Origin of the sequence: Antarcticirhabdus aurantiaca, from assembly GCF_009765365.1 — a bacterium.
GTDB classification, from domain to species: Bacteria; Pseudomonadota; Alphaproteobacteria; order Rhizobiales; family Rhizobiaceae; genus Antarcticirhabdus; species Antarcticirhabdus aurantiaca.
In genome coordinates, this window is sequence record NZ_VTOM01000007.1 from 179165 (window position 1) to 199199 (window position 20035).

The following is a 20035-nucleotide window of genomic DNA, read 5'->3' on the forward strand; positions in this document are numbered from 1 at the left end:
CGTCCTCCCTTGGCTGGCCGTTCCCGAAACTAACCCGGGATTCTTGACCAGCCTCTTAAGGTCGCGCCGGCTCGCAGCGACCGCCTTCCTCCGTTCAGTTAGCGCTGGACGGTGGAAGGTCCCGCATCGTCGGGCACGAACTCCAGCGAACCATCGGCGCGGGCGCGCCGGTAGAAACACGTCGTCCGGCCCGTGTGGCAGGTGTCTTCGGGCTTGAGGACGTCGACCAGGAGCCAGAGCGCGTCCTGATCGCAGTCGACGCGGATCTCGCGGATGCTCTGCAGGGCCCCTGACGTCTCGCCCTTCTTCCATAGGCTGGCACGGGAGCGCGACCAATAATGCGCGATGCCGGTCTCCAGGCTGAGGCGAAGGGCTTCGTCGTTCATGTGGGCGACCATCAGGAGGTCCCTGGTCGCGGCATCGCTGACGACGGCCGTGACGAGGCCGTGCGCGTCGAAGCGCGGGCGCAGGAGGACGCCTTCCTCCTGCTCGCGCTTCGAGCCGGCCGGCGGATGAAGACGGGGCGCGTCGCTCACCGGCGGTCGTAGACCATGGTGAGGAAGCGCGTCTGAGCGACCGGATCGTCCCTGAAGGCGCCGAGAAAGGCCGTCGTCAGCGTCTTCGAGCCGCGGGTGCGGATGCCGCGCATCGACATGCACATGTGCTCGGCTTCCAGCATGACCGCAACGCCGCGGGGCTTCAGCGAGTCCTTGATCGTGTCGGCGATCTGCTGAGTCATCGCTTCCTGCGTCTGGAGGCGGCGGCCGAATATGTCGACGACGCGCGCGATCTTGGACAGGCCGAGCACCTTGTCGTGCGGCAGGTAGGCGACGTGCGCCTTGCCGACGATCGGCACCATGTGGTGCTCGCAATGACTGTGGAAGTCGATGTCCTTGACGAGCACGACGTCGTTGTATCCGGCGACGTCCTCGAAGGTGCGCCCGAGCGCCTCCGCCGGGTCGATGCGATAGCCGCCGAAGATCTCCTCATAGGCGCGCACGACGCGCGACGGCGTGTCCACCAGCCCTTCGCGATCCGGATCGTCGCCGATCCAGCGCAGCAGCACCCGCACCGCGGCTTCCGCTTCCTCGCGGCTCGGCCGCTCGACGCTCGCATCCGAAGCGGTGCTGTTGGGAAATTGTCTGACGGTTGCGTCCATGCCGGCGATACGCCTCCGCTTGGGAACTCTGGCGGCTACCCATTCGGAATGGGGATCCGGCTCTCGACGGGATTCGTCGTCGGCCGCGGCCTTGATGGGGATTCCATAAATACGCATTAGCGTCTCGATCCTGCGACGAGAAGGCCGGAAAGCGACGAGCAATGCCGACCCGCCGGCCTCGGAGCTCCTTTGGACCAAGCCCGCCACTCCCTATATAAGGGGTACGCCGGGCGCATAACAGCTTGGCACGGCAACAGCGGACATCGAGGCTGGACGTGATCGACGACGTCTACAATGCGCGGATCCTGGCTTTCGCGGGCAACATACCGAGGTCGGGCCGCCTGGAGCGCGCGGACGCGACGGCGAAGGCGCATTCGAAGCTCTGCGGATCGACGGTGCTCATCGACCTCGTTCTCGAAGACGGTGTGGTCACCGATTTCGCCCACGAGGTGAAGGCCTGCGCCCTCGGACAGGCCTCGTCCTCGATCATGGCGAGCAATATCGTCGGCGCTTCGGCCGACGAGCTGCGGCAGGTGCGCGAGACGATGCGCGCCATGCTGAAGGACAACGGCCCGCCGCCGGAAGGCCGCTTCGCGGATCTGCGCTACCTGGAACCGGTGCGCGACTACAAGGCGCGCCACGCCTCCACCATGCTGACCTTCGACGCCGTCGTCGACGCGCTCGACCAGATCGAGGCCAAGCGCGGCGCGTCGGCCGCTGCCTGAGGAGAGGGGGCATGCGACCGTCCGAGGCGCTGGCGAAACACCGGGACGAGGTGATCGAGGCGATCGCGCGGCTCGGCGCGTCGAATCCTCGGCTGTTCGGCTCCGTTGCGCGCGGCGAGGACGACCATGAAAGCGACATCGACATCATCGTGGATATCGAGCCTCCGTCCACATACTAAGTCGTGTTCAAGATCGAGGACGAGCTCGGCGAGCTTTTAGGCGCGCGTTGACGCTCACACGCCGGGTAAGCTGACATCACGCTTCATGCAGCGGATTAGAGACGACATCCGGCCCATATGATACGTGGCCTAGAGCGCATTAGGCCTAAACGGCTTCGGGATCTCTCGAACTGGCGCGAAGAGGCGAATGTCCTCGTCGCGGAGCGCGGACTGGCTGATCGTTCGAAACGATCGCACGCCGCAGGTGAGAGCCTAATCATGGCTGGCCGAACTCGATGCCGATAGGTCGTAACTACACCGGCCGGTGGCGGCTCACGCCGGGGCGGCTGCTGGGCATCGGCTTCGTGCGGCTCTACCAAATCGTCTTTTCGCCGCTCGTCGGCGGCCACTGCCGGCACATCCCGACCTGTTCCGAATACGCCTACGAGGCCGTGGCACGGCACGGGCTCCTGCGAGGCGGCTGGCTTTCCGCGCGGCGCGTTGCGCGCTGCGGGCCGTTCGGCAAGGCGGGGTTGGACCCCGTGCCGACGGAATGCCGGCGTCATCGACACTGAGGCCCCGGCGGTTGCGCCGTGATCCCGCGATGGTAAAAGCGCCGCTCCGGCCGAAGGGCTCGGCCGGCACAATCGATCGAACAAAGCTTACCCGCAACCGTAGGCGGGGGTGAGCGGAAAGGAAGACCCATGATCGACATCCAGTTTCCCGACGGCTCCGCGCGCGCCTTCGAGCCGCAGGCGACCGGCGCCGAGATCGCGGCATCCATCTCCAAGTCGCTGGCCAAGAAGGCGGTCGCCTACGCGCTCGACGGCGACGTGCGCGACCTGTCCGATCCCGTGGGCCGCGCCGGCACCATCGAGATCCTGACCCGCGAGGATCCGCGCGCGCTCGAGCTGATCCGTCACGACGCCGCGCACGTGATGGCCGAAGCCGTGCAGGAGCTCTGGCCGGGAACGCAGGTCACGATCGGGCCGGTGATCGAGAACGGCTTCTACTACGACTTCGCCCGCGACACGCCCTTCACGCTCGACGACCTCGCCACCATCGAGAAGAAGATGGCCGAGATCGTCCGCCGCAACGCGCCCTTCACCAAGGAGATCTGGCCGCGCGAGAAGGCGCGCCAGGTCTTCGCCGACAAGGGCGAGGGCTACAAGGTCGAGCTGGTCGACGCGATTCCCGAAGGGCAGGATCTCAAGATCTACCGCCAGGGCGAGTGGTTCGACCTTTGCCGCGGACCGCACATGGCCTCGACGGGCCAGATCGGCGAGGCCTTCAAGCTGATGAAGGTGGCGGGCGCCTACTGGCGCGGCGATTCCACCAAGCCCATGCTGACGCGCATCTACGGCACGGCCTGGGCGACGAAGGAGCAGCTCCAGTCCTACCTCACCATGCTGGAAGAAGCGGAGAAGCGCGACCATCGCCGGCTCGGCCGCGAGATGGACCTCTTCCATTTCCAGGAGGAGGGGCCGGGCGTCGTGTTCTGGCACCCGAAGGGCTGGTCGCTGTTCCAGGATCTCGTCGCCTACATGCGCCGGCGCCTCGCCGATTCTTACGACGAGGTCAACGCGCCGCAGGTGCTCGACAAGTCGCTCTGGGAAACGTCCGGCCACTGGGGCTGGTACCGCGAGAACATGTTCCAGGTGCAATCGGCCGGCGACGAGGCGGAGGACAAGCGCGTCTTCGCGCTCAAGCCGATGAACTGTCCGGGCCACGTGATGATCTTCAAGCACGGGCTGAAGTCGTATCGCGAGCTGCCGATCCGCTATGCCGAGTTCGGCATGGTGCACCGCTACGAGCCGTCCGGCGCCATGCACGGCCTGATGCGCGTGCGCGGCTTCACGCAGGACGACGCGCACATCTTCTGCACCGACGAGCAGATGGAAGCCGAGTGCCTGAAGATCAACGACCTGATCCTCTCGGTCTATCGCGACTTCGGCTTCGAGGAGATCGTCGTGAAGCTCTCGACGCGCCCCGAGAAGCGCGTCGGCTCGGACGAGCTGTGGGACCGCGCCGAGAGCGTCATGAAGAAGGTGCTCGGGACGATCGAGGCGCAGTCGGGCGGGCGGATCAAGACCGGCATCAACGAGGGCGAGGGCGCCTTCTACGGGCCGAAGTTCGAGTACACGCTGAAGGACGCGATCGGTCGCGAATGGCAGTGCGGCACGACGCAGGTCGACTTCAACCTGCCGGAGCGCTTCGGCGCCTTCTACATCGACGCCAATTCCGAGAAGACCGTGCCGGTGATGATCCACCGCGCGATCTGCGGCTCGATGGAGCGCTTCCTCGGCATCCTGATCGAGAACTTCGCCGGGCACTTCCCGCTCTGGCTGGCGCCCCAGCAGGTCGTGGTCGCGACGATCACCTCGGAAGCCGACGATTACGCCCGCGACGTCGCGGCGGCGCTGCGGCGCCAGGGGATGCGGGTCGAGACCGATCTTCGCAACGAGAAGATCAACTACAAGATCCGCGAGCACTCGGTCGCCAAGGTGCCGGTGATCCTCGTCTGCGGCAAGCGCGAGGCGGAGGAGCGGACGGTGAACGTGCGCCGCCTCGGCCAGCGCGACCAGACCTCGGCAAGCTTCGACGAGGCGGTGGCGATGCTCACCGCCGAAGCCGAGGCGCCGGACCTGAAGCGTCGCCGCGAGATGCGCGGCGGCGAGGCGCCGGCCGTCGCGGCCGAGTAGGCCGCCGAAGTCGGCACACCGATCCCGGATCGGGCGGCGTCAGTCGCCCGATCCGCCGTTATCGCCGCTGCTGCCGGTCGCGGAGCCCTCGGAGACGAGGTCGGCGGCCGTGACCTCGACTTCCAGATCCTTTCCGCCCTCCACCGTGATCACCCGCTGATAAACGCGGTCGCGGTTGTTCGCGACGATCTCGTAGTCGCCGGCCGCGAGGATCAGCGAGGCGTAGGCACCGACGCTTTCCCGCACCACGTCGCCGGATGAGGACGAGATCGTCCAGGCCGTGTCCGCCATCGCCTCGCCGCCGGCCTCGCGCACGAGCTTGAGCGTCAGCTTGGCCGCGTGGTGCTGCAGCGTGGCTTCGGTGATCTTCCCGGCATCGACGTGGATGTTGGCGCGCACGACCGCGTTGATGGCGCCGTAATGCGAGACGACGTGATAGGTGCCGGCATTCAGCCGCACCACGGCGTCGGCGGGCACGTCGCTCGCCACCAGGTCGCCCTCCGTATCGCCCTCGGCCAGCGTGTAGATGTCGAAGTCGAGCTCCGGCGATTCGATCGGCGCATCGGGGCCGGCCATGGCATGCAGCGACAAGCCGCCAGCGTCGAGGAGCAGCGTTTCCTTGGCCGATAGGCCAGTGAACCGGATGCGCTTCGTCAGGCCGGCGCGGCCGAAGGCGAGATGGACGACGTAATCGCCCTCCGGCACGTCGAAGACCGCTTCGCCGCCCGCGGCGGAGGCGACCAGCGGCAACTGGCCGTCGAGCGCCGGGACGGCGGAGAAGAGCCGCCATTCGAGACCGTCCGGCACGCTCCCACCCTCGGCCGACAGCTTGGCGTCGAGCTTGAGCGCGGGGCGCGGCTTCAGGATGTCGAGGCTGGGCAGCGGCTGCGGTGCGAAGGCGGGGAGGGCCGGTAGGTCGGGAAGCGCCGCGCTGCCCTGTTGGAGCGGAGCGGGCAGGGGAATGGGATCGAGGCGCTGGAGGCGCCGGTTGGCGGGAACGCCGACTTCGGAATCCTCCGGCACGAGCTCGCGCGCCGACGGGGAAACATAGGCGCCCGGGGCCCGGGGCTGTGCGCCGAAGAGGTTTCCGAGAAAGCTTCCGCCGCCCTCGGGTCCGCCCGCGGGAGCTCCTTGCGCCAGCGCCTGCGCCGTCCCCGAAAGGGCCAGCAGCGTCGCACATAGGACCAACCGTTTCGACGATGCCAAGGATTTCACCGGGATGAATTCTGCGGATGTTCGTGGGCGAGGAACGGAGCGGAGGGATGGCGCGCGATCATGGACCATTTCGTGGCGAATTGCGCCGTGATGCGTGAAGATTCCCCACTGTTGCCGATGTGTCGCCCTTCCCATCGCGGCAGTGGACGATTAGCTCGGCGGCACGACCGACAGGAAAGGCCCGTTCCGCGATGGTTGACGCCGCGACCCACCTGAAGACCCGCCGCTCGATTCCCATCCCCATGCTCAAGGAGCCGGGACCGAACGAGGCGGAGCTCTCCGCCATCCTGGAGATCGCCGCCCGCGTGCCGGATCACGGCAAGCTCGCGCCCTGGCGCTTCATTCTGTATCGCGGCGACGCCGCGCGCAGCATCGGCGAAGCGCTCTTCGCCATCGTCCGCCGCCGGGACGGCGAGAGCCAGACCGACACGCGGCGGGCGGTCGAGACCGGCCGCTTCACGCGCGCGCCCCTCGTCGTCGGCGTTGTGTCCAAGGCCGCGCCGCACGTGAAGATCCCGGAATGGGAGCAGGTCCTATCGGCGGGCGCCGCCGCGATGAACCTCATCCATGCCGCCCACGCGCACGGCTATGCCGCCAACTGGGTGACCGAGTGGGTCGCCTACGACGACGAGGCGAAGGCCGTGCTCGGCATCGCGCCGAATGAGAAGGTCGTCGGCTTCATCCATATCGGCACGCCGACCGAGCCGCCCTCCGAGCGCCCGCGTCCGGCGCTCGCCGACATCGTTTCGGAAGCCGCGACACCGGACGGGTATTGAGCGCCGTGCTGTTCTGGACCACGGACGAGAACCGGCACGGCCTGCCGCACGACCCGTTCAAGGCGATCGTCGCGCCGCGTCCGATCGGCTGGATCTCGACCCGGACGGCGGAGGGCGAGACGAATCTGGCGCCCTACAGCTTCTTCTCGGCGATCTCCGATCGGCCCAAGCTCGTGATGTTCGCCTCTTCGGGCTTCAAGGACGCGGCGACGGCCGCGATCGCCAGCGGCGAGTTCGTCGCCAATCTTGCGACCGCCCCGCTGGCGCGCGCCGTCGTGAAGACCTCCGCGCCGGCGCCCCGGGGCGTCAGCGAGTTTGACCTCGCCGGCCTCACCGAAGCGCCGTGCCAGCTGGTCAAGGCGCCACGCGTCGCCGAAGCGCCGGCCGCGCTGGAGTGCCGCGTGACGCAGTGGTTCCACCCGGAGGCGATCGACGGCTCGCGTTCCGAGACGGTGGTGGTGATCGGGCAGGTCGTCGCCATCCACCTCGACGAGGCGGTGCTGCGCGACGGCATGATCGCCTCGGATCTCGCGCGCCCGCTCTCGCGCCTCGGCTACCTCGACTACGCCGAGACCCGCGAGACCTTCGCCATGCCGCGCCCGAAGCGTCCCGACGCGACGGACATCTGACGGCTCGTTCGGATCATGGTGAACGAATTCTCAACGCATGATCGGCAGACTCGGCTTCGAGGAACGGGAGTCGGGCGCACGCCATGGTCGTTGATCAGTTCATCCGCTGGTGCGAGACGGCCGGCGTCGAGGCTCGCCGACGCGGCCTCTTGATTCTCGCCCAGGCCTGGGCGGAAGGTGCGCTGGCGCCGTCCGAGCGGGTGGCGGCCGAGGAGGCCTTCCTGCTCTTCCTCGACGACCCGTCCGACCGGGTCCGCCGCGTCCTGGCCGAGATCGTCGCGCCGCATGCCGACGCACCGCTCGGCGTACTCCTCGGCCTGTGCGAGGATATCGAGCCGATCGCCCTTCTGACGGCTTCGACCGCGCCGGCTTTGAGCGAGCGCCAACTCTGCCACGTCGTCGACGTTCGCCCGCCCTCCGTCCAGGCCGCGATCGCCGGCCGGCCTTTCCTGCCGGGAGTCGTGGTGCGCCACATCGCGGAGCACGCCAGCCGCGAGGCCTGCCTGGCGCTTCTCGCCAACCAGTCGACCCGGCCGGCGCCCGAGAGCCTCGCGCTGATGGCCGAACGCTTCCCATCGGACGGCACCGTCCGGGCCGCGCTTCTCGAATCGCCGCGCCTTCCGGCCGCGGCGCGCCAGTCGCTCGTGGAAGCGCACGCCGCGGCGCTCTCGGACTGCGGCTTCGTCCGCGGCCTTCTCGGATCTGCGCGAGCCCGCGACATCGTCCGCGGCGCCGCCGACAAGGCCGCGGTCGCGATCGGCCGCGAGGCCGCTTCCGCGGGTCAGTCCGCGGACTTCGTCGAGCATATGCGCGCGAGCGGCCAGCTGACGGAGGCTTTCCTGTTCCGCAGCCTCTTCGACGGCAACGTCGACCTTTTCGCCGCCGCGCTCGCCGCGCTCAGCGGCTATTCGGACAAGCGCGTGCGCGCCGTTCTGGTCGAGGCGCGCGAGCGCCCGCTCGGCTCGCTGCTGGCTGCCGCCGGGCTCGACAGGTCGGGCGTGCCGGTGGTGCGCTCGGCCCTCGTCGCCTGGCGCGAGGCGGCGCAGGAGGGGCGGCGCGGCACCCGCGCCGGCGTCGTGACCGAGGCGCTGCGCGTCGCAGCCTCGGCAGCGCCGAAGCCTGCGCTGCGCGACCTCGTCGCCCTGCTCGGCCGTCTCGCCGCGGAAACCGTTCGCGACGAGGCACGGCCCGCCCGCCGCCGCGCCGCTGCCGCCTGATCTCCGACTGCCTGCCTAGTAGCGGAACTGCTCGGTGAGGATCCGCTCGTCCCAGGAGTGATCCCGGTCGAAGAGGATAACGCCGCTTTCGGTCAGGCTCTCGCGAATGGTGATCCGCCGGACCGACTTCACCTCGTGCGCGTCGGCGACCGCGTTGACCGGTCGCTTGCCGGGCTCGATCGCTTCGATCTCCACCGTCTGCCGGTTCGGCAGGAGCGCGCCGCGCCAGCGCCGCGGCCGGAACGGGCTGACCGGCGTCAGCGCGAGGAGCGGGGCATCCATCGGGATGATCGGACCCTGGGCCGACAGGTTGTAGGCTGTCGAGCCGGTGGGCGTCGCCACCATGACGCCGTCGCAGACGAGTTCCTCCAGCCGCACGCGTCCGTCGATCGAGATCCGCAGCCGCGCCGCCTGGTAGGACTGGCGGAAGATCGAGACCTCGTTGATGGCGAGAGCCACGTGGGAGCGTCCATCCTCGTCGATCGCCGTCATGGAGAGCGGTCGCACGACGTTCTCGACCGCGGCGGCGATCCGCTCGTGGAGGCCCTTCTCCCGGTAATGGTTCATCAGGAAGCCGACCGTCCCGCGGTTCATGCCGTAGATCGGCACGCCGGTGGACATGAAACGGTGGAGGACGTGCAGCATGTGCCCGTCGCCGCCCAGAGCGATCACGGCCTCCGCCTCGTCGGCCGGATGATCGCCGTAGAGGCCCGCGAGCGCTTCCGCCGCCTGCCGGGCCTGATCGGTGTCGGCCGGCAGAAAGGCCAGCTTGTTGAAGTATCGCGCCATGGCCTCCCCTTTGCCGGCAAGGGCTAGCATAGCTTGATGAAGCGGCGAAGGCGAAAGCGCCCCGCTCCACAAGGCCGCCGCCACCCGCAGATTGCGGCTGCAATCACCGACGATCCATGCTAAGGGCGATCCCCGTCGGCCGGATTAGCACAGCGGTAGTGCAGCGGTTTTGTAAACCGAAGGTCGGGGGTTCGATCCCCTCATCCGGCACCATTCTTTCCAATGACTGTGCAGCGGTTTTGGCTGATCCGCACGTCGCGCCATGTCGCAGATATGCGGAGGCTAAGGCGTTGATTCGCAACAGTTCGAAGTTGCACGCGGCTGCTGGACGCGACAATGGAACGCGACAAGGGAGGGCCTTCAGACGCCTGTCCGGTGGTACTTCCGGCTGTGTGAGGGGCCTCAGTGAGCGTCGAGAATCTGAGTTGGGTGGCAAAATGGTAGCAGCGCGTTCCCAGGCTGTTCCGTCGAGGTCGGGATTGGCGCTACCCTTCTCGCCACCCTCTGGCTCGCCGCTGGAACTGATCTGCTCAACCGGCCTTAGCCGTCATAGAGATTACGGTCAGCCGGGAAGGCCATGTTGGAAGCGGATGAGGCTGATAGGCGGGATTCGGTAAGGCGCAACGTCGCCTCGCTGCGGATGCAGATCGGACAGGCCTCATTCGAGACGCACACTGAGATGACGCCACAGGGGTTGCTGGCGATCGGCGGCATGGTGAGCCTCATCCTTCTGTCCGTGGTTCCCATCATCTGGGTATCCACGCGCAAGCTCCCTCATGGAGCTATGCCGAGAGGCATGAGGCGCTCGCGCCTTTAACCGACCTCAACCCAGTACGAGCTCGAATGAGCGGATGATCGGCACCGCGTCGCCACCGATCTGGGCCCGCTTCTTTGCCTTCGCCAAAGCGTGGGTGCTGAGTTCCTCCGGCATGTCGCTGGATACAGGAAGCGGGATGGTAGCCTGTCCCGCCGCCTCGCATTGTTTGCCGCTTAGCCGGCGCCTTCGCGGCGCGCACCGGCGATCATGCGTCGTGCGATCTCGCGGACCGCTTCGTCGTCCTTGGTGTCGTCGCGGGCGGGATCGCCGAGGTGGTCGATACTGCCTTCGATGTGGTCGAGAAGACCGGGGTGCCGCGCCTCGACGTACTCGATCAGCTTGAACAGCACGTGCTCGGTGGCGATCTCGCGGCGGCGGGCTTGGACGGCGACATCATCGGTCATCGGCTTCTCCTCGGTTGGTCCCGCTCAACGCGCGTCCGCGCCGTTCGTGGCGACTGCGCGACGCGGTATCGCGAAAGGCGGGCAATCTGTCGCGGCGACGGGAGGGGCACCGACAGCATGCCGCAGGCGATGAACGTCGGGCAAACCGGCTGCGTTACCGACGATGCTGGATGCTCCACAACTCGAGTCCATCGATCAACGCGCGCGTCTGTGGCGGCCGAAGCGGGTCGTGATAACCCGTTCGGCGGCTGTTCTGGACCATGGACGCGCGATCGCCGAGCGCGCCCAAGCGCTTGGCCTTTCGGTGGAGCGTCTGTCCTCCGACCGATTGCCGTTCAACCAGCCCGCCGATCCGCGCCGCGCCTATGCGCAAGCCAAGTCGACGCTCGCCGTCGTGGTCGCGCCGCCGGGCAAACTGAAGTTCCAGCCGATCGCGCCGAGCGCCGACTGGCGCGTCGATCCCGCCGAGGGATGCCCTGCTCATTGCAGCTACTGCTATCTCGCCGGCTCCTTGAAAGGACCGCCGATCACGCGGGCCTTCGCCAACATTTCGGACATCCTCGCCGCGCTGCCGGCCTATCTCGGCCAGGGCACCGTCACTTCGCGAAGCGCCGACCGCGCGGGCGAAGGCACGACCTTCGAGGCATCCTGCTACACCGATCCGCTCGCCATCGAGCACCTGACCGGATCGCTGTCGGCGCTCATCGCTCACTTCGGCCGATGGGACGCCGACGTCCAACTGCGGTTCACGACGAAATTCGCGGCGGTGGAGCCGCTGCTCGGGCTCGACCATCGCGGCCGCACCCGGATGCGCGCATCGCTGAACCCGGCCGCATTCGCGCGCTTCGAGGGTGGTACAAGCTCCGTGGCCGATCGGCTCGTCGCCCTGCGGCGCATGGCCGATGCCGGCTACCGCATCGGACTGACGATCGCCCCGATCATCGCGGCCGAAGGGTGGGAGGAGGCGTATGGCGGCCTCATCGACGCCGTTGCGGAGCGGCTGGCCGGGGCGCCCCCGCAGGCGGACCTGACGGTGGAGCTCATCACCCACCGGTTCACGCCCACGTCGAAGACGGTCCTCGAAAGCTGGTATCCCGGTTCCGACCTCGACATGACGGATACGCGCCGCAGCGAGAAGCGCACGCGCTTCGGCGCCGTGAAGCACGTCTACGACGCAGCCACGATGAAGGCGCTGCGGAGCTTCTTCCAGACGACGATCGCCGCGCGGCTGCCGCAGGCGCGGATCCTATACTGGACGTGAAGCGGCGCGGCGCTCACACCGTGTAGCGGAACTCCGCCTGATCGTCCTCGTCGCGGATCCGCACCTCGCCGTTTTCGATCGCTCCGCTGAACGCGTGGCCCGAAGCGTGGTCGCGGCCGTGAAACGTGTTGTTTTCGACGAGGAAGTCGATCAGGGCATTGGTTTCGTGGAAGAAGATGGCGCTTCCTTCCATGCCGGTGATGTGCGCGCTGGTATCGTTGTCGAAGTCCGGCCGCAGCTTGGAGGCGAGGCGCCTGTCGTGGCTGTAGACCTCGGTAGGCTGCCGCTTCTCGATCTGAAGAGCTGCCGCATAGGCGATGATGCGCCTGACCGCTTCGATCATGATGCCGTTCTCCCGAGACAGTCCGTGCCCGCACCTTGCGATCGGGTACCGAAGTCAAGAGTTGTAGGCTGTTGGCGCACGGTCACCAGACCAGAAGCATGTCGGCGACCCTTGATCCTCGAGGGTTGCCGTCCGTCGGAGGTCACCGTCGCGCTGTCCAGTTCCGCCCCCCGGGTTTTCGTCAGCCCCAATCGGCTGGATCGCTGAACGGCGCTGAGCGTTGCGCAATCATCGACCTGGCGGAGGCTCACGTGATCCGATCCATTCTTCTCGGCCTGTCGGCCGGCATGCGCTCGATGACGCCGGTCGCGGTCGTCGGCGAGGCGGTGCGCCGCGGGCAGTTGCCGGTCACGGGCTCGGCCGGCGCGCTGCTGGCGCGCGCCGGCGTCCGACCGGCCGCGTTGCTTCTCGCTGCCGGCGAGATCGCGGGCGACAAGCTGCATTCAGCGCCCGACCGCATCGTCGCGCCGGGCCTCGTGGCGCGGCTCGCGACCGGCGCGCTCGCCGGCGCGGCGGTCGCGCCGAGGGACCGCCAGGGCGTCGGGGCCCTGCTCGGGGCGGCCGCTGCCGTCGGCTTCGCCTACGTGTCCTTCGCCGCGCGTATGCGGACGATGCAGCGTCACGGTCAGACCTCGACGGGCCTCGTCGAGGACGCGGTCGCGCTCGCCATGGCGCTTCTCGCCGTTCGGCCGCGCTAACGGTCGCGGAGCATGGCAGTGGACGACGAGCAACGGCGGGCCTTCTTCGTCCAGAAGCACGCCGCGCGCCGGTTGCACTTCGACTTCCGGCTGGAACTCGGCGGCGTCCTGTTGAGCTGGGCCGTGACGCGCGGTCCGAGCCTCGATCCCGCCGACAAGCGACTGGCGGTGAAGGTCGACGATCACGCGCTCGGCTATGACCGTTCGAGGGTACCATCGCCGGCGGCTACGGCGCCGGAACGGTCATGCTGTGGGATCGTGGATGGTGGCGGCCGGAAGGCGGTGCCGCCGCCGAGGCGTCGCTCGCGGCCGGTCGTCTGCGCTTCGAACTCTTCGGCGAGCGCATGCGCGGCGGCTGGATGCTGCTGCGCATGCGCACGAAAAAGAAGGGCGACAACTGGCTCCTGCGCAAGCTCGACGACGCCGAGGCGCGCGTGCCCGACGACCTGACCGTCCGTTACACGCTCAGCTTGGCGAGCGGACGGAGCATGGAGGAGATCGCAGCGGCGGGTGCGAACCCGAAGTGACCGGCGCTCGCAAACGCTCGGCGGGCTCGATAAGCAGCGCGCGCCGCTTCCCCGGGCCTTCGCCGTTCTCACTCCTCCGCCTGAGCTTGAGCCGGATCGTTCAACCCGTCCCATCGCTGACCGACGAGGTTCTCGCCGGGGTCGCCGACGCGCGTGCCCGAGGTCGCGAAGCGCTCGTAGGCGGGTTCCTGGATCTCGGCGAGCCCGAAGGACGCCGCGATGGCGACGAGAACGGCGACGAGGATGCCGGAAAGGATCGCGGTCACGGTGTAGCTCCACTGGGCGCCGCGGGCGGTGGGGGAGCCGGCGACTGTTCGAGGAAGCGCAGGTCGAGGGCGGCGAGCGTCATCAGGGCGGGCGGCATGTCGACGCCAGCGCGACGCATGGATCGGGTCGCCGCTTGGCAGCCGGGGATGTCGTTGGCGCTCGCGAGCGCCTGACCCTCGGCAAGCGTCATGGTCGGCGGCTTCTTGATCACGTCGCCGGCGGTCGGCGTCGGTGCGCTGATGCCGGAAGACTGAGGCGCGTTCTGGCCGGAGCCGGCCGCGGGCGCCGCGCCGGTCTCCTTGGGCGCCTCGACGGCCGGCGCGGATTGGTTCGTGACCTGCTGCGCCGAGCCGCCCTCCGCCTGGGCCTGCGTGGGCGGCTGACCGCCGGCAGTCGCCGCGGGCGCGGCTTGAGCCGGAGGCACGCCGGGCGCGGCGACCGGCGGCGGCGGGGCCGGGTCGGTCAGGAAGGCGACGAGCTCAGCACAGATGTTGGCGGGGCCGCCGGCCGGCTGTTGTGCCGCCGCAGCGGGCGCGGGCGCGGGCGCAGCCGGCGCGGCCACTGCGGGCGGAGCCGGCGGGGCGGCTGGCGCAATCTGGGCGAGGGCGCTCGTCGACATGGAGGCGGCGAGGACAGCGAGGAGGATGGGCCGGCGGGACGAGAGCATGGACATGGGGCTCACTCCGCGGGGGCCGGGTTGCCGGGCGGGAGCTGCGCGCCCTTGGCGGTCTTGGCCTGCTCCTCCTCGACCCACAGGCTGTGATGGGCCTTGGCCCAGGCGAGGTCCACCTCGCCGCTTCCCATGGCGTCGTAGGCGCCCTCCATGCCGAGCGTGCCGATATAGATGTGGGCGATGATGATCGCGATGAGGCCGACGCCGACGACCGAATGAACGACGAAGGCGACTTGCATCCCGTTGATGTCGAGGAGCGTGAAGGGGAACAGCATCATCAGCCCCGACGCGGAGAGGGCGAGGCCGCCGAGGGCCACCGACCAGAAGATCATCTTCTGGCCCGCGTTGAAGCGCTTGGCCGGCGGGTGCTTCTTGCCCACGAAGCCGCCGAACTGCCTGATCCAGTTGACGTCCGTCTTGTCGGGGATGTTGTCCTTGATCCAGACGAGGATCATGAAGACGAGGCCGAGCATGAAGGCCCAGGCGACGTAGTTGTGGACGTACTTCGCCCACTGGCTGAAGGCCGCGAAGGCGTCCGGCCCGATGATCGGGAACAGGAGCCGCTTGCCGAAGATGTAGTTGAGGCCGGTGATCGCGAGGAGGATGAAGGCCGTCGCGGTCATCCAGTGGTTGAAACGCTCCAGGAAGGTGAAGCGCAGGATCTTGATGCCGGACATCGGGCTGTCCTCGAGCATGATCCGGCCGCGCGAGAAATAGAAGACACCGAGCGCGAGCACCATGCCGAGGATCGCGATCGCGCCGATCCAGGGGAGCCAGCCCTCGTGAAAGGCGCGGTATTCGCGCCCCTGCGGCTGCTGGAGGACGGCGGCCTTGGAGTCGGGGATCGAGACGCGCCCGTCGATGCGCCCGTTCTGCAGCGCCTGGAAGAGCTCGGCTTCGGTGGGCGCCGCGGCGGTCGGGTTCTGTCCGCTGGGGTTCGCGCCCGCCGGCGCGTTGACGGTGTTCGGGGGAGCGATCGATTCCACGCCCGGCGGAACGTTGGCCTCGCCCTGCTGGGCGAGCGCCGGCAGGGCCGGGAGCACCAGCGTCGTCGCGAGGGCGCCCGCCGCGAGGATGGCCTTGATCCGCCGCATGCCGATCTCCCCGCTCACACCTGCACCGTCTCGCGATAGGCCGTCTGCCAGCCCCATGCGCCCGTGCCGTAGCCGCGCGTGGCGACGCGCTCCTTGTAGATGGTGGCGATGATATCGCCGTCGCCGGCGAGAAGCGCCTTGGTCGAGCACATCTCGGCGCAGAGCGGCAGCTTGCCCTCGGCGAGGCGGTTGCGGCCGTACTTGACGTATTCGGCCTCGGAGCTGTCGGCCTCCGGGCCGCCGGCGCAGTAGGTGCACTTGTCCATCTTGCCGCGCGAGCCGAAATTGCCGACCCGCGGATATTGCGGTGCGCCGAAGGGGCAGGCGTAGAAGCAGTAGCCGCAGCCGATGCACAGGTCCTTGGAGTGCAGGACGACGCCGTCCGCCGTGGTGAAGAAGCAGTCCACCGGGCAGACCGCCGCGCAGGGCGCGTCGGTGCAGTGCATGCAGGCCATCGAGACCGAGCGCTCGCCCGGCTTGCCGTCGTTCAGCGTCACCACGCGCCGGCGGTTGATGCCCCAGGGCACGTCGTGCTCGTTCTTGCAGGCCGTGACGCAGGCGTTGCACTCGATGCAGCGATCGGAATCGCAGAGAAACTTCATTCGCGCCATGTCGCGCTCATCCCTTCAGGCCGCTTCGATCTGGCAGAGGACGACCTTGGTCTCCTGCATGCCCGTGACGGGGTCGAAGCCGTAGGTCGTCACCATGTTCACCGATTCACCGAGCACCACCGGGTCGGTGCCCGGCGGATAGAACTCCCGCCAGTCCTCACCCGCGAAGTGGCCAGAGAAGTGGAAGGGCATGAAGGCGACGCCGGGCGCGACGCGCTCGGTGACGAGCGCCTTCACCTTGGCGCGCGACTCGTTCTCCGCGCCCTTCACCCAGACGAACTGGCCGTCGGCGATGCCGCGGGCGCCCGCGTCCTCCGGGTTGATCTCGACGAACATGTCCTGCTGCAGCTCGGCGAGCCACTTGTTGGAGCGCGTCTCCTCGCCGCCGCCCTCGTATTCCACGAGGCGGCCGGAGGTGAGGATGATCGGGAAGGTCTTGGCGACGCCCTTCTCGACCGCCGCCTTCTGCACGGAGAAGCCGACATTGGGCATGCGGAACTGCCGCTCGTCGGGGCGCGTCGGGTACTGCGCCACGAGATCGGGACGCGAGGTGTAGATCGGCTCGCGGTGGACGGGCACGGGGTCGGGCAGGTTCCAGGCGACGGCGCGGGCCTTGGCGTTGCCGTAGAACATGACGCCGTGGTCCATGCAGACGCGCTGGATGCCGCCCGACAGGTCGGTCGCCCAGCTCACCGAATCCGGCTTGTCGCCGCCGACGCGCAGGATCGTCGCCAGCTCTTCCGGCCGAAGGTCCCGGTCCCAGCCGAGCTTCTTCAGGATGCCGAAGGTCATCTCGGGATAGCCGTCGGTGAGGTCCGAATCGACGTTGTAGGAGTCCTCGGCGAGCAGCGTTTCGCCGTTGCGCTCGACGCCGAAGCGCGCCCGGAAGGTGCCGCCGCCTTCCCACACCGGAATGTCGGTGCGGTAGAGGATGGCGGAGCCCGGATGCTTCATCTCGGGTGTGCCCCAGCACGGCCAGGGCAGGCCGTAATAGTCGCCGCCGACCTCCGGATCGTCCTTCGGGGCGCGCAGCGTCACGAGGTCGAACTTGTGCTGGTTGCGCATGTGCGCCTTCAGCCGCTCCGGCGACTGACCGCAATAGCCGGTCGAGAAGCCGCCGCGGTTGATCTCGCGCAGCACGTCCTCGGCGAGGACGTGGCCGTTCTCGCGGCCGATGTTCTTGAACATCTGGTCGGCGAAGCCGAGCTTGGCGGCGAAGTCGTAGATCACGTCGTAGTCGTTGCGCGACTCGAAGGCCGGCTCGACGATCTTCTCGCCCCACTGCAGCGAGCGGTTGGAGGCCGTGCGCGAGCCGTCGCATTCGAGTGAGGTCGCGATCGGCAGGAGGTAGGTGCCGTTGCGCCGGTTCTTCAGCGCGCCGAAGGTCGTGGCGTGCGGGTCGGCGACGACGAGAAGCTCCAGCTTCTCCACCGCCTTCAGCATTTCAGGAATGCGCGTGACCGTGTTGCCGCCGTGGCCCATGACCAGCATGCCGCGCAAGGGGGCGGTCTGGTCGATCTCGTCGGCCGGCAGGTTCACCGCGTCGAACCAGCGCGTCGAGGTGATCCCCGGCGTTTCCATGTTCTCCTTGCGGCTTCGAGCCTTGCGGCCGGCGATCGCCGGCACCTCGTCGAAGCGGCTCTGGAGCCACTCGTATTCGACCTCCCAGACGCGGCTCCAATGCTTCCAGCCGCCTTCGGTCAGGCCGTAGTAGAGCGGCAGCGAGGTCACGTCCAAGCCGAGGTCGGTCGCGCCCTGCACGTTGGTGTGGCCGCGGAAGATGTTGGCGCCGGTGCCGGGCTTGCCGATGTTGCCGGTGGCGAGCACCAGCGTGCAATAGGCGCGAACGTTCGCCGTGCCGACCGTGTGCTGGGTCGCGCCCATGCACCAGATCAGGGTCGAGGGCTTCTCGTGCGAGAAGAGATAGGCGACGCGCTTCAGCTGCTCGCCCGGAACGCCCGAGACGCGCTCGACCTCCTCGGGCGTCCACTTCTCGACCTCCTTGCGCACCTCGTCCATGCCGTAGACGCGGGTGCGGATGAATTCCTTGTCCTCCCAGCCGTTCTGGAAGATGTGCCAGAGCATGCCCCAGATGACGGGAATGTCGGTCCCTGCGCGAAGGCGCACGTATTCCGTGGCGTGGGCGGCGGTGCGCGTGAAGCGCGGATCGATGACGATGAGGTTCGCCCGGTTGACCTCCTTTCCCGCCAGGACGTGCTGCATGGAGATCGGATGGGCTTCCGCAGGATTGCCGCCCATGATGATCATGGTCTTGGCGTTGCGGATGTCGTTGTAGCTGTTGGTCTGGGCGCCGTAGCCCCAGGTGTTGGCGACGCCGGCGACGGTGGTCGAGTGGCAGATGCGGGCCTGGTGGTCGACGGAGTTGGTGCCCCAGAAGGCGCCGAACTTGCGAAGGAGATAGGCGCCCTCGTTGGTGAACTTCGCCGATCCCAGGATGTACATGGAGTCGGCGCCCGCCTTTTCGCGGATCTCCAGCATCTTGTCGCCGATCTCGTCGATCGCCTGTTCCCAGGACAGGCGCTGCCATTCGCCGTCGACCAGCTTGAGCGGATACTTCAGGCGGCGGGGGCCATGCACCAGCTCGCGGATCGCCGCGCCCTTGGCGCAGTGCGTGCCGCGGTTGATCGGGCTGTTCCAGCTCGGCTCCTGGCCAGTCCAGACGCCGTTCTGCACCTCGGCCGTCACCGTGCAGCCGACCGAGCAGTGGGTGCAGATGTTCTTCTTGATCGTCACCGGCACGCCCGGCTGGGGGCCGATCATGGCGTCGGCCTTGCGCACGCTGCCGGCCGCCATCGCACCGAAGGCGGCGAGGCCGGCGGCGCCGACGCCGGCGCGCTTGAGGAAGTCGCGACGGTCGAGGCCCTTCGGGGCGGTCGCCGCCGCAGATCCGGCGCGGGAAGCGGGAGCGTTTTGCCGCTTGATCAGCATGGCCGCGTCAACCCTTCAACAAAGCTTCGTAGCCGTTCGTGCGGTAGAAGGCCTGCACGTCCGGCGCGTCCGGCTGATACTTCGAGCGCGTCTCGTCCTCGCCGGGATCGTAGGCCTCGGCCTCGACCGTCATGCTCGGCGAGATCGCCACGGCCGCCGCGGCGACGCCCGCGACACCGCCGGCTGAGCGCAGGAAGCTGCGGCGATCGAGGCCTTGTCGCTTGTCGGAGGTCATCGCCTCGTCTCCTTGTTGGGTTCGCGCCCCGCCGCTCATGCGGCGAGCGCCATCAGGTCGGCCTCGATCTCGACGAAGGCTCGTCCAAGAGCGCCGACATGGCGGTAGAAGTTCGCGGCTTCCGCCTGCTCGACGTCGGCGAAGAAGCGCACGACGAAGGGGGCGAGGTGGGCGTCGAAGAAGGCGCGGTCCGAACCGGGAGGCGCGTCGAAGCGCCCGTCGATCAGGCCGGCCATGGTCTCGCAGAGAATGCCGACGTGATCCTCGAGGTCGACGGTGTCCGGCGCGCGCTCGATGCCGAGCGCCGCGAGGTCGCCGCGCAGCCGCGCCAGCGGTTTCTCCTGCAGGAGGCCCGTCTGGTAGAACGAGCCGTAGGGCACGATCTCGCCGCGCCCGACGCCGATGAAGAGGCGGAAATATTCCCGCTCGACGGTTTTCGGATCCGCTCGGACGGCGGCTTCGGCGAGCGCCGCATGGGCGCGGCCGAGCGCCGAGCCACTCCCGGTAAGCCGGCTTGCGAGATCGAGCGTTTCGCGCGTCGGCGCCGCTCGAAGGAGAACGGCGAGCAGTCCGTAATGCTGGGCGCGAAACAGGTCGAGCTCATCCGCGGGCGGAGGCGGCGCCGCGGCTGTGTCTGGGAGATCCGTCTCGAGAGTCATCATAGTCAATGCTCGGCCGGAAGCGACCATCCTTTTTGGAATGATCCTAAGGCGGCCGTTGTAATGTGCAACGGCCAATCCGCGAAATGCGCGATCACTTGATCGTCGGTCCAAGCCGAACGCCGTC

22 protein-coding genes, 1 tRNA gene and 1 pseudogene are annotated in these 20035 nt (G+C 68.2%); 11 read left to right on the forward strand and 13 right to left on the reverse strand.

The window, feature by feature from the left end:
• Nucleotides 1-98 precede the first annotated feature (98 nt).
• Entirely contained in the window at nucleotides 99-536 is a 438-nt protein-coding gene (hisI, locus tag FZN60_RS10715; protein ID WP_158873472.1) for a phosphoribosyl-AMP cyclohydrolase, read from the reverse strand.
• The gene (gene folE, locus FZN60_RS10720) at nucleotides 533-1159 is read right to left on the reverse strand and encodes a GTP cyclohydrolase I FolE (RefSeq protein WP_158873473.1); all 627 of its coding nucleotides are present in this window, start codon (nucleotides 1157-1159) and stop codon (nucleotides 533-535) included. Before folE ends, hisI begins: the two co-directional genes overlap by 4 nt.
• A 275-nt stretch (nucleotides 1160-1434) precedes the next feature.
• On the opposite strand from folE, the gene FZN60_RS10725 reads away from it, so the two are divergent.
• The 4 genes from FZN60_RS10725 (at nucleotide 1435) to thrS (ending at nucleotide 4744) form a co-directional block, all read left to right on the forward strand.
• A complete protein-coding gene (locus FZN60_RS10725) occupies nucleotides 1435-1884 on the forward strand; it encodes an iron-sulfur cluster assembly scaffold protein (protein WP_158873474.1) in 450 nt (149 codons plus the stop codon).
• An 11-nt stretch (nucleotides 1885-1895) separates the two neighbouring features.
• The gene (locus tag FZN60_RS10730) at nucleotides 1896-2063 is read left to right on the forward strand and encodes a nucleotidyltransferase family protein (RefSeq protein WP_158873475.1); all 168 of its coding nucleotides are present in this window, start codon (nucleotides 1896-1898) and stop codon (nucleotides 2061-2063) included.
• A gap of 275 nt (nucleotides 2064-2338) precedes the next feature.
• A complete protein-coding gene (gene yidD / locus FZN60_RS10735) occupies nucleotides 2339-2617 on the forward strand; it encodes a membrane protein insertion efficiency factor YidD (protein ID WP_158873476.1) in 279 nt (92 codons plus the stop codon).
• Between the two features lie 129 nt (nucleotides 2618-2746).
• Nucleotides 2747-4744: a threonine--tRNA ligase gene (gene thrS, locus FZN60_RS10740; RefSeq protein WP_158873477.1), complete on the forward strand. Its 1998-nt coding sequence runs from the start codon at nucleotides 2747-2749 to the stop codon at nucleotides 4742-4744.
• 39 nt (nucleotides 4745-4783) lie between these two features.
• Here thrS and FZN60_RS10745 read toward each other — a convergent pair whose 3' ends face one another.
• Nucleotides 4784-5767 carry an RgsD C-terminal domain-containing protein gene (locus tag FZN60_RS10745; protein ID WP_158873478.1) on the reverse strand — a complete coding sequence of 328 codons (984 nt, stop codon included), beginning with the start codon at nucleotides 5765-5767 and terminating at the stop codon, nucleotides 4784-4786.
• Nucleotides 5768-6150: 383 nt separating this feature from the next.
• On the opposite strand from FZN60_RS10745, the gene FZN60_RS10750 reads away from it, so the two are divergent.
• The 3 genes from FZN60_RS10750 to FZN60_RS10760 all read left to right on the forward strand — a co-directional run bounded on the left by FZN60_RS10750 (nucleotide 6151) and on the right by FZN60_RS10760 (nucleotide 8581).
• Complete coding sequence (locus FZN60_RS10750) at nucleotides 6151-6735, forward strand: nitroreductase family protein (RefSeq protein WP_158873479.1); 585 nt, start codon at nucleotides 6151-6153, stop codon at nucleotides 6733-6735.
• Nucleotides 6736-6743: 8 nt separating this feature from the next.
• The gene (locus FZN60_RS10755; protein WP_158873535.1) at nucleotides 6744-7364 is read left to right on the forward strand and encodes a flavin reductase family protein; all 621 of its coding nucleotides are present in this window, start codon (nucleotides 6744-6746) and stop codon (nucleotides 7362-7364) included.
• A gap of 83 nt (nucleotides 7365-7447) precedes the next feature.
• Nucleotides 7448-8581 carry a DUF2336 domain-containing protein gene (locus FZN60_RS10760; protein WP_158873480.1) on the forward strand — a complete coding sequence of 378 codons (1134 nt, stop codon included), beginning with the start codon at nucleotides 7448-7450 and terminating at the stop codon, nucleotides 8579-8581.
• A 15-nt stretch (nucleotides 8582-8596) separates the two neighbouring features.
• Here the strand turns inward: FZN60_RS10760 and FZN60_RS10765 are convergent, their stop codons facing one another.
• Nucleotides 8597-9370: an NAD kinase gene (locus FZN60_RS10765; protein ID WP_158873481.1), complete on the reverse strand. Its 774-nt coding sequence runs from the start codon at nucleotides 9368-9370 to the stop codon at nucleotides 8597-8599.
• Nucleotides 9371-9508: 138 nt separating this feature from the next.
• Between FZN60_RS10765 and FZN60_RS10770 the strand changes: the two genes are divergently transcribed.
• Nucleotides 9509-9583, forward strand: a tRNA-Thr gene (locus tag FZN60_RS10770).
• A 777-nt stretch (nucleotides 9584-10360) separates the two neighbouring features.
• Here FZN60_RS10770 and FZN60_RS10775 read toward each other — a convergent pair.
• Nucleotides 10361-10591 (reverse strand): hypothetical protein, encoded by a 231-nt coding sequence (locus FZN60_RS10775; RefSeq protein WP_158873482.1) that lies wholly within the window; start codon nucleotides 10589-10591, stop codon nucleotides 10361-10363.
• 163 nt (nucleotides 10592-10754) lie between these two features.
• Here FZN60_RS10775 and FZN60_RS10780 point away from each other — a divergent pair, with 163 nt between their 5' ends.
• Nucleotides 10755-11852: an SPL family radical SAM protein gene (locus FZN60_RS10780; RefSeq protein ID WP_158873483.1), complete on the forward strand. Its 1098-nt coding sequence runs from the start codon at nucleotides 10755-10757 to the stop codon at nucleotides 11850-11852.
• A gap of 13 nt (nucleotides 11853-11865) precedes the next feature.
• Here FZN60_RS10780 and FZN60_RS10785 read toward each other — a convergent pair whose 3' ends face one another.
• Nucleotides 11866-12195: a hypothetical protein gene (locus FZN60_RS10785; protein WP_158873484.1), complete on the reverse strand. Its 330-nt coding sequence runs from the start codon at nucleotides 12193-12195 to the stop codon at nucleotides 11866-11868.
• A 251-nt stretch (nucleotides 12196-12446) separates the two neighbouring features.
• On the opposite strand from FZN60_RS10785, the gene FZN60_RS10790 reads away from it, so the two are divergent.
• Together FZN60_RS10790 and FZN60_RS10795 are read left to right on the forward strand one after the other, a co-directional pair.
• Nucleotides 12447-12893, forward strand: a complete 447-nt coding sequence (locus tag FZN60_RS10790; RefSeq protein WP_199266538.1) for a DUF4126 family protein — start codon at nucleotides 12447-12449, stop codon at nucleotides 12891-12893.
• A 12-nt stretch (nucleotides 12894-12905) separates the two neighbouring features.
• Nucleotides 12906-13420: pseudogene (locus FZN60_RS10795) on the forward strand (DNA polymerase ligase N-terminal domain-containing protein).
• Nucleotides 13421-13488: 68 nt separating this feature from the next.
• Here the strand turns inward: FZN60_RS10795 and FZN60_RS10800 are convergent.
• Genes FZN60_RS10800 through FZN60_RS10830 form a run of 7 tightly spaced genes read right to left on the reverse strand, consistent with a single transcriptional unit; the run spans nucleotide 13489 to nucleotide 19911 of the window.
• Entirely contained in the window at nucleotides 13489-13686 is a 198-nt protein-coding gene (locus tag FZN60_RS10800; protein WP_158873485.1) for a hypothetical protein, read from the reverse strand.
• Nucleotides 13683-14360, reverse strand: coding sequence for a hypothetical protein (locus FZN60_RS10805; protein ID WP_158873486.1), 678 nt, complete (start codon nucleotides 14358-14360; stop codon nucleotides 13683-13685). Before FZN60_RS10805 ends, FZN60_RS10800 begins: the two co-directional genes overlap by 4 nt.
• A 5-nt stretch (nucleotides 14361-14365) precedes the next feature.
• Nucleotides 14366-15454 carry a formate dehydrogenase subunit gamma gene (locus FZN60_RS10810; protein WP_158873487.1) on the reverse strand — a complete coding sequence of 363 codons (1089 nt, stop codon included), beginning with the start codon at nucleotides 15452-15454 and terminating at the stop codon, nucleotides 14366-14368.
• A gap of 14 nt (nucleotides 15455-15468) precedes the next feature.
• Nucleotides 15469-16065 carry a formate dehydrogenase FDH3 subunit beta gene (gene fdh3B, locus FZN60_RS10815; RefSeq protein WP_158873488.1) on the reverse strand — a complete coding sequence of 199 codons (597 nt, stop codon included), beginning with the start codon at nucleotides 16063-16065 and terminating at the stop codon, nucleotides 15469-15471.
• 15 nt (nucleotides 16066-16080) lie between these two features.
• The gene (locus FZN60_RS10820) at nucleotides 16081-19014 is read right to left on the reverse strand and encodes a formate dehydrogenase subunit alpha (RefSeq protein ID WP_158873489.1); all 2934 of its coding nucleotides are present in this window, start codon (nucleotides 19012-19014) and stop codon (nucleotides 16081-16083) included.
• Between the two features lie 7 nt (nucleotides 19015-19021).
• Complete coding sequence (locus FZN60_RS10825) at nucleotides 19022-19249, reverse strand: formate dehydrogenase (protein WP_158873490.1); 228 nt, start codon at nucleotides 19247-19249, stop codon at nucleotides 19022-19024.
• A 35-nt stretch (nucleotides 19250-19284) separates the two neighbouring features.
• Complete coding sequence (locus FZN60_RS10830) at nucleotides 19285-19911, reverse strand: TorD/DmsD family molecular chaperone (protein WP_199266539.1); 627 nt, start codon at nucleotides 19909-19911, stop codon at nucleotides 19285-19287.
• Nucleotides 19912-20035: the final 124 nt, after the last annotated feature.

Excerpts from the sequence above, each read along its gene's own strand:
- thrS (WP_158873477.1), top strand. The coding sequence starts at position 2,747 with ATGATCGACATCCAGTTTCCCGACGGCTCCGCGCGCGCCTTCGAGCCG.
- FZN60_RS10780 (WP_158873483.1), top strand. The coding sequence starts at position 10,755 with ATGCTGGATGCTCCACAACTCGAGTCCATCGATCAACGCGCGCGTCTG.
- FZN60_RS10830 (WP_199266539.1), bottom strand. The coding sequence starts at position 19,911 with ATGATGACTCTCGAGACGGATCTCCCAGACACAGCCGCGGCGCCGCCT.
- FZN60_RS10805 (WP_158873486.1), bottom strand. The coding sequence starts at position 14,360 with ATGTCCATGCTCTCGTCCCGCCGGCCCATCCTCCTCGCTGTCCTCGCC.
- fdh3B (WP_158873488.1), bottom strand. The coding sequence starts at position 16,065 with ATGGCGCGAATGAAGTTTCTCTGCGATTCCGATCGCTGCATCGAGTGC.
- FZN60_RS10775 (WP_158873482.1), bottom strand. The coding sequence starts at position 10,591 with ATGACCGATGATGTCGCCGTCCAAGCCCGCCGCCGCGAGATCGCCACC.
- FZN60_RS10760 (WP_158873480.1), top strand. The coding sequence starts at position 7,448 with ATGGTCGTTGATCAGTTCATCCGCTGGTGCGAGACGGCCGGCGTCGAG.
- FZN60_RS10820 (WP_158873489.1), bottom strand. The coding sequence starts at position 19,014 with ATGCTGATCAAGCGGCAAAACGCTCCCGCTTCCCGCGCCGGATCTGCG.
- yidD (WP_158873476.1), top strand. The coding sequence starts at position 2,339 with ATGCCGATAGGTCGTAACTACACCGGCCGGTGGCGGCTCACGCCGGGG.
- FZN60_RS10810 (WP_158873487.1), bottom strand. The coding sequence starts at position 15,454 with ATGCGGCGGATCAAGGCCATCCTCGCGGCGGGCGCCCTCGCGACGACG.
- FZN60_RS10785 (WP_158873484.1), bottom strand. The coding sequence starts at position 12,195 with ATGATCGAAGCGGTCAGGCGCATCATCGCCTATGCGGCAGCTCTTCAG.
- FZN60_RS10730 (WP_158873475.1), top strand. The coding sequence starts at position 1,896 with ATGCGACCGTCCGAGGCGCTGGCGAAACACCGGGACGAGGTGATCGAG.
- FZN60_RS10750 (WP_158873479.1), top strand. The coding sequence starts at position 6,151 with ATGGTTGACGCCGCGACCCACCTGAAGACCCGCCGCTCGATTCCCATC.
- FZN60_RS10825 (WP_158873490.1), bottom strand. The coding sequence starts at position 19,249 with ATGACCTCCGACAAGCGACAAGGCCTCGATCGCCGCAGCTTCCTGCGC.
- folE (WP_158873473.1), bottom strand. The coding sequence starts at position 1,159 with ATGGACGCAACCGTCAGACAATTTCCCAACAGCACCGCTTCGGATGCG.
- FZN60_RS10765 (WP_158873481.1), bottom strand. The coding sequence starts at position 9,370 with ATGGCGCGATACTTCAACAAGCTGGCCTTTCTGCCGGCCGACACCGAT.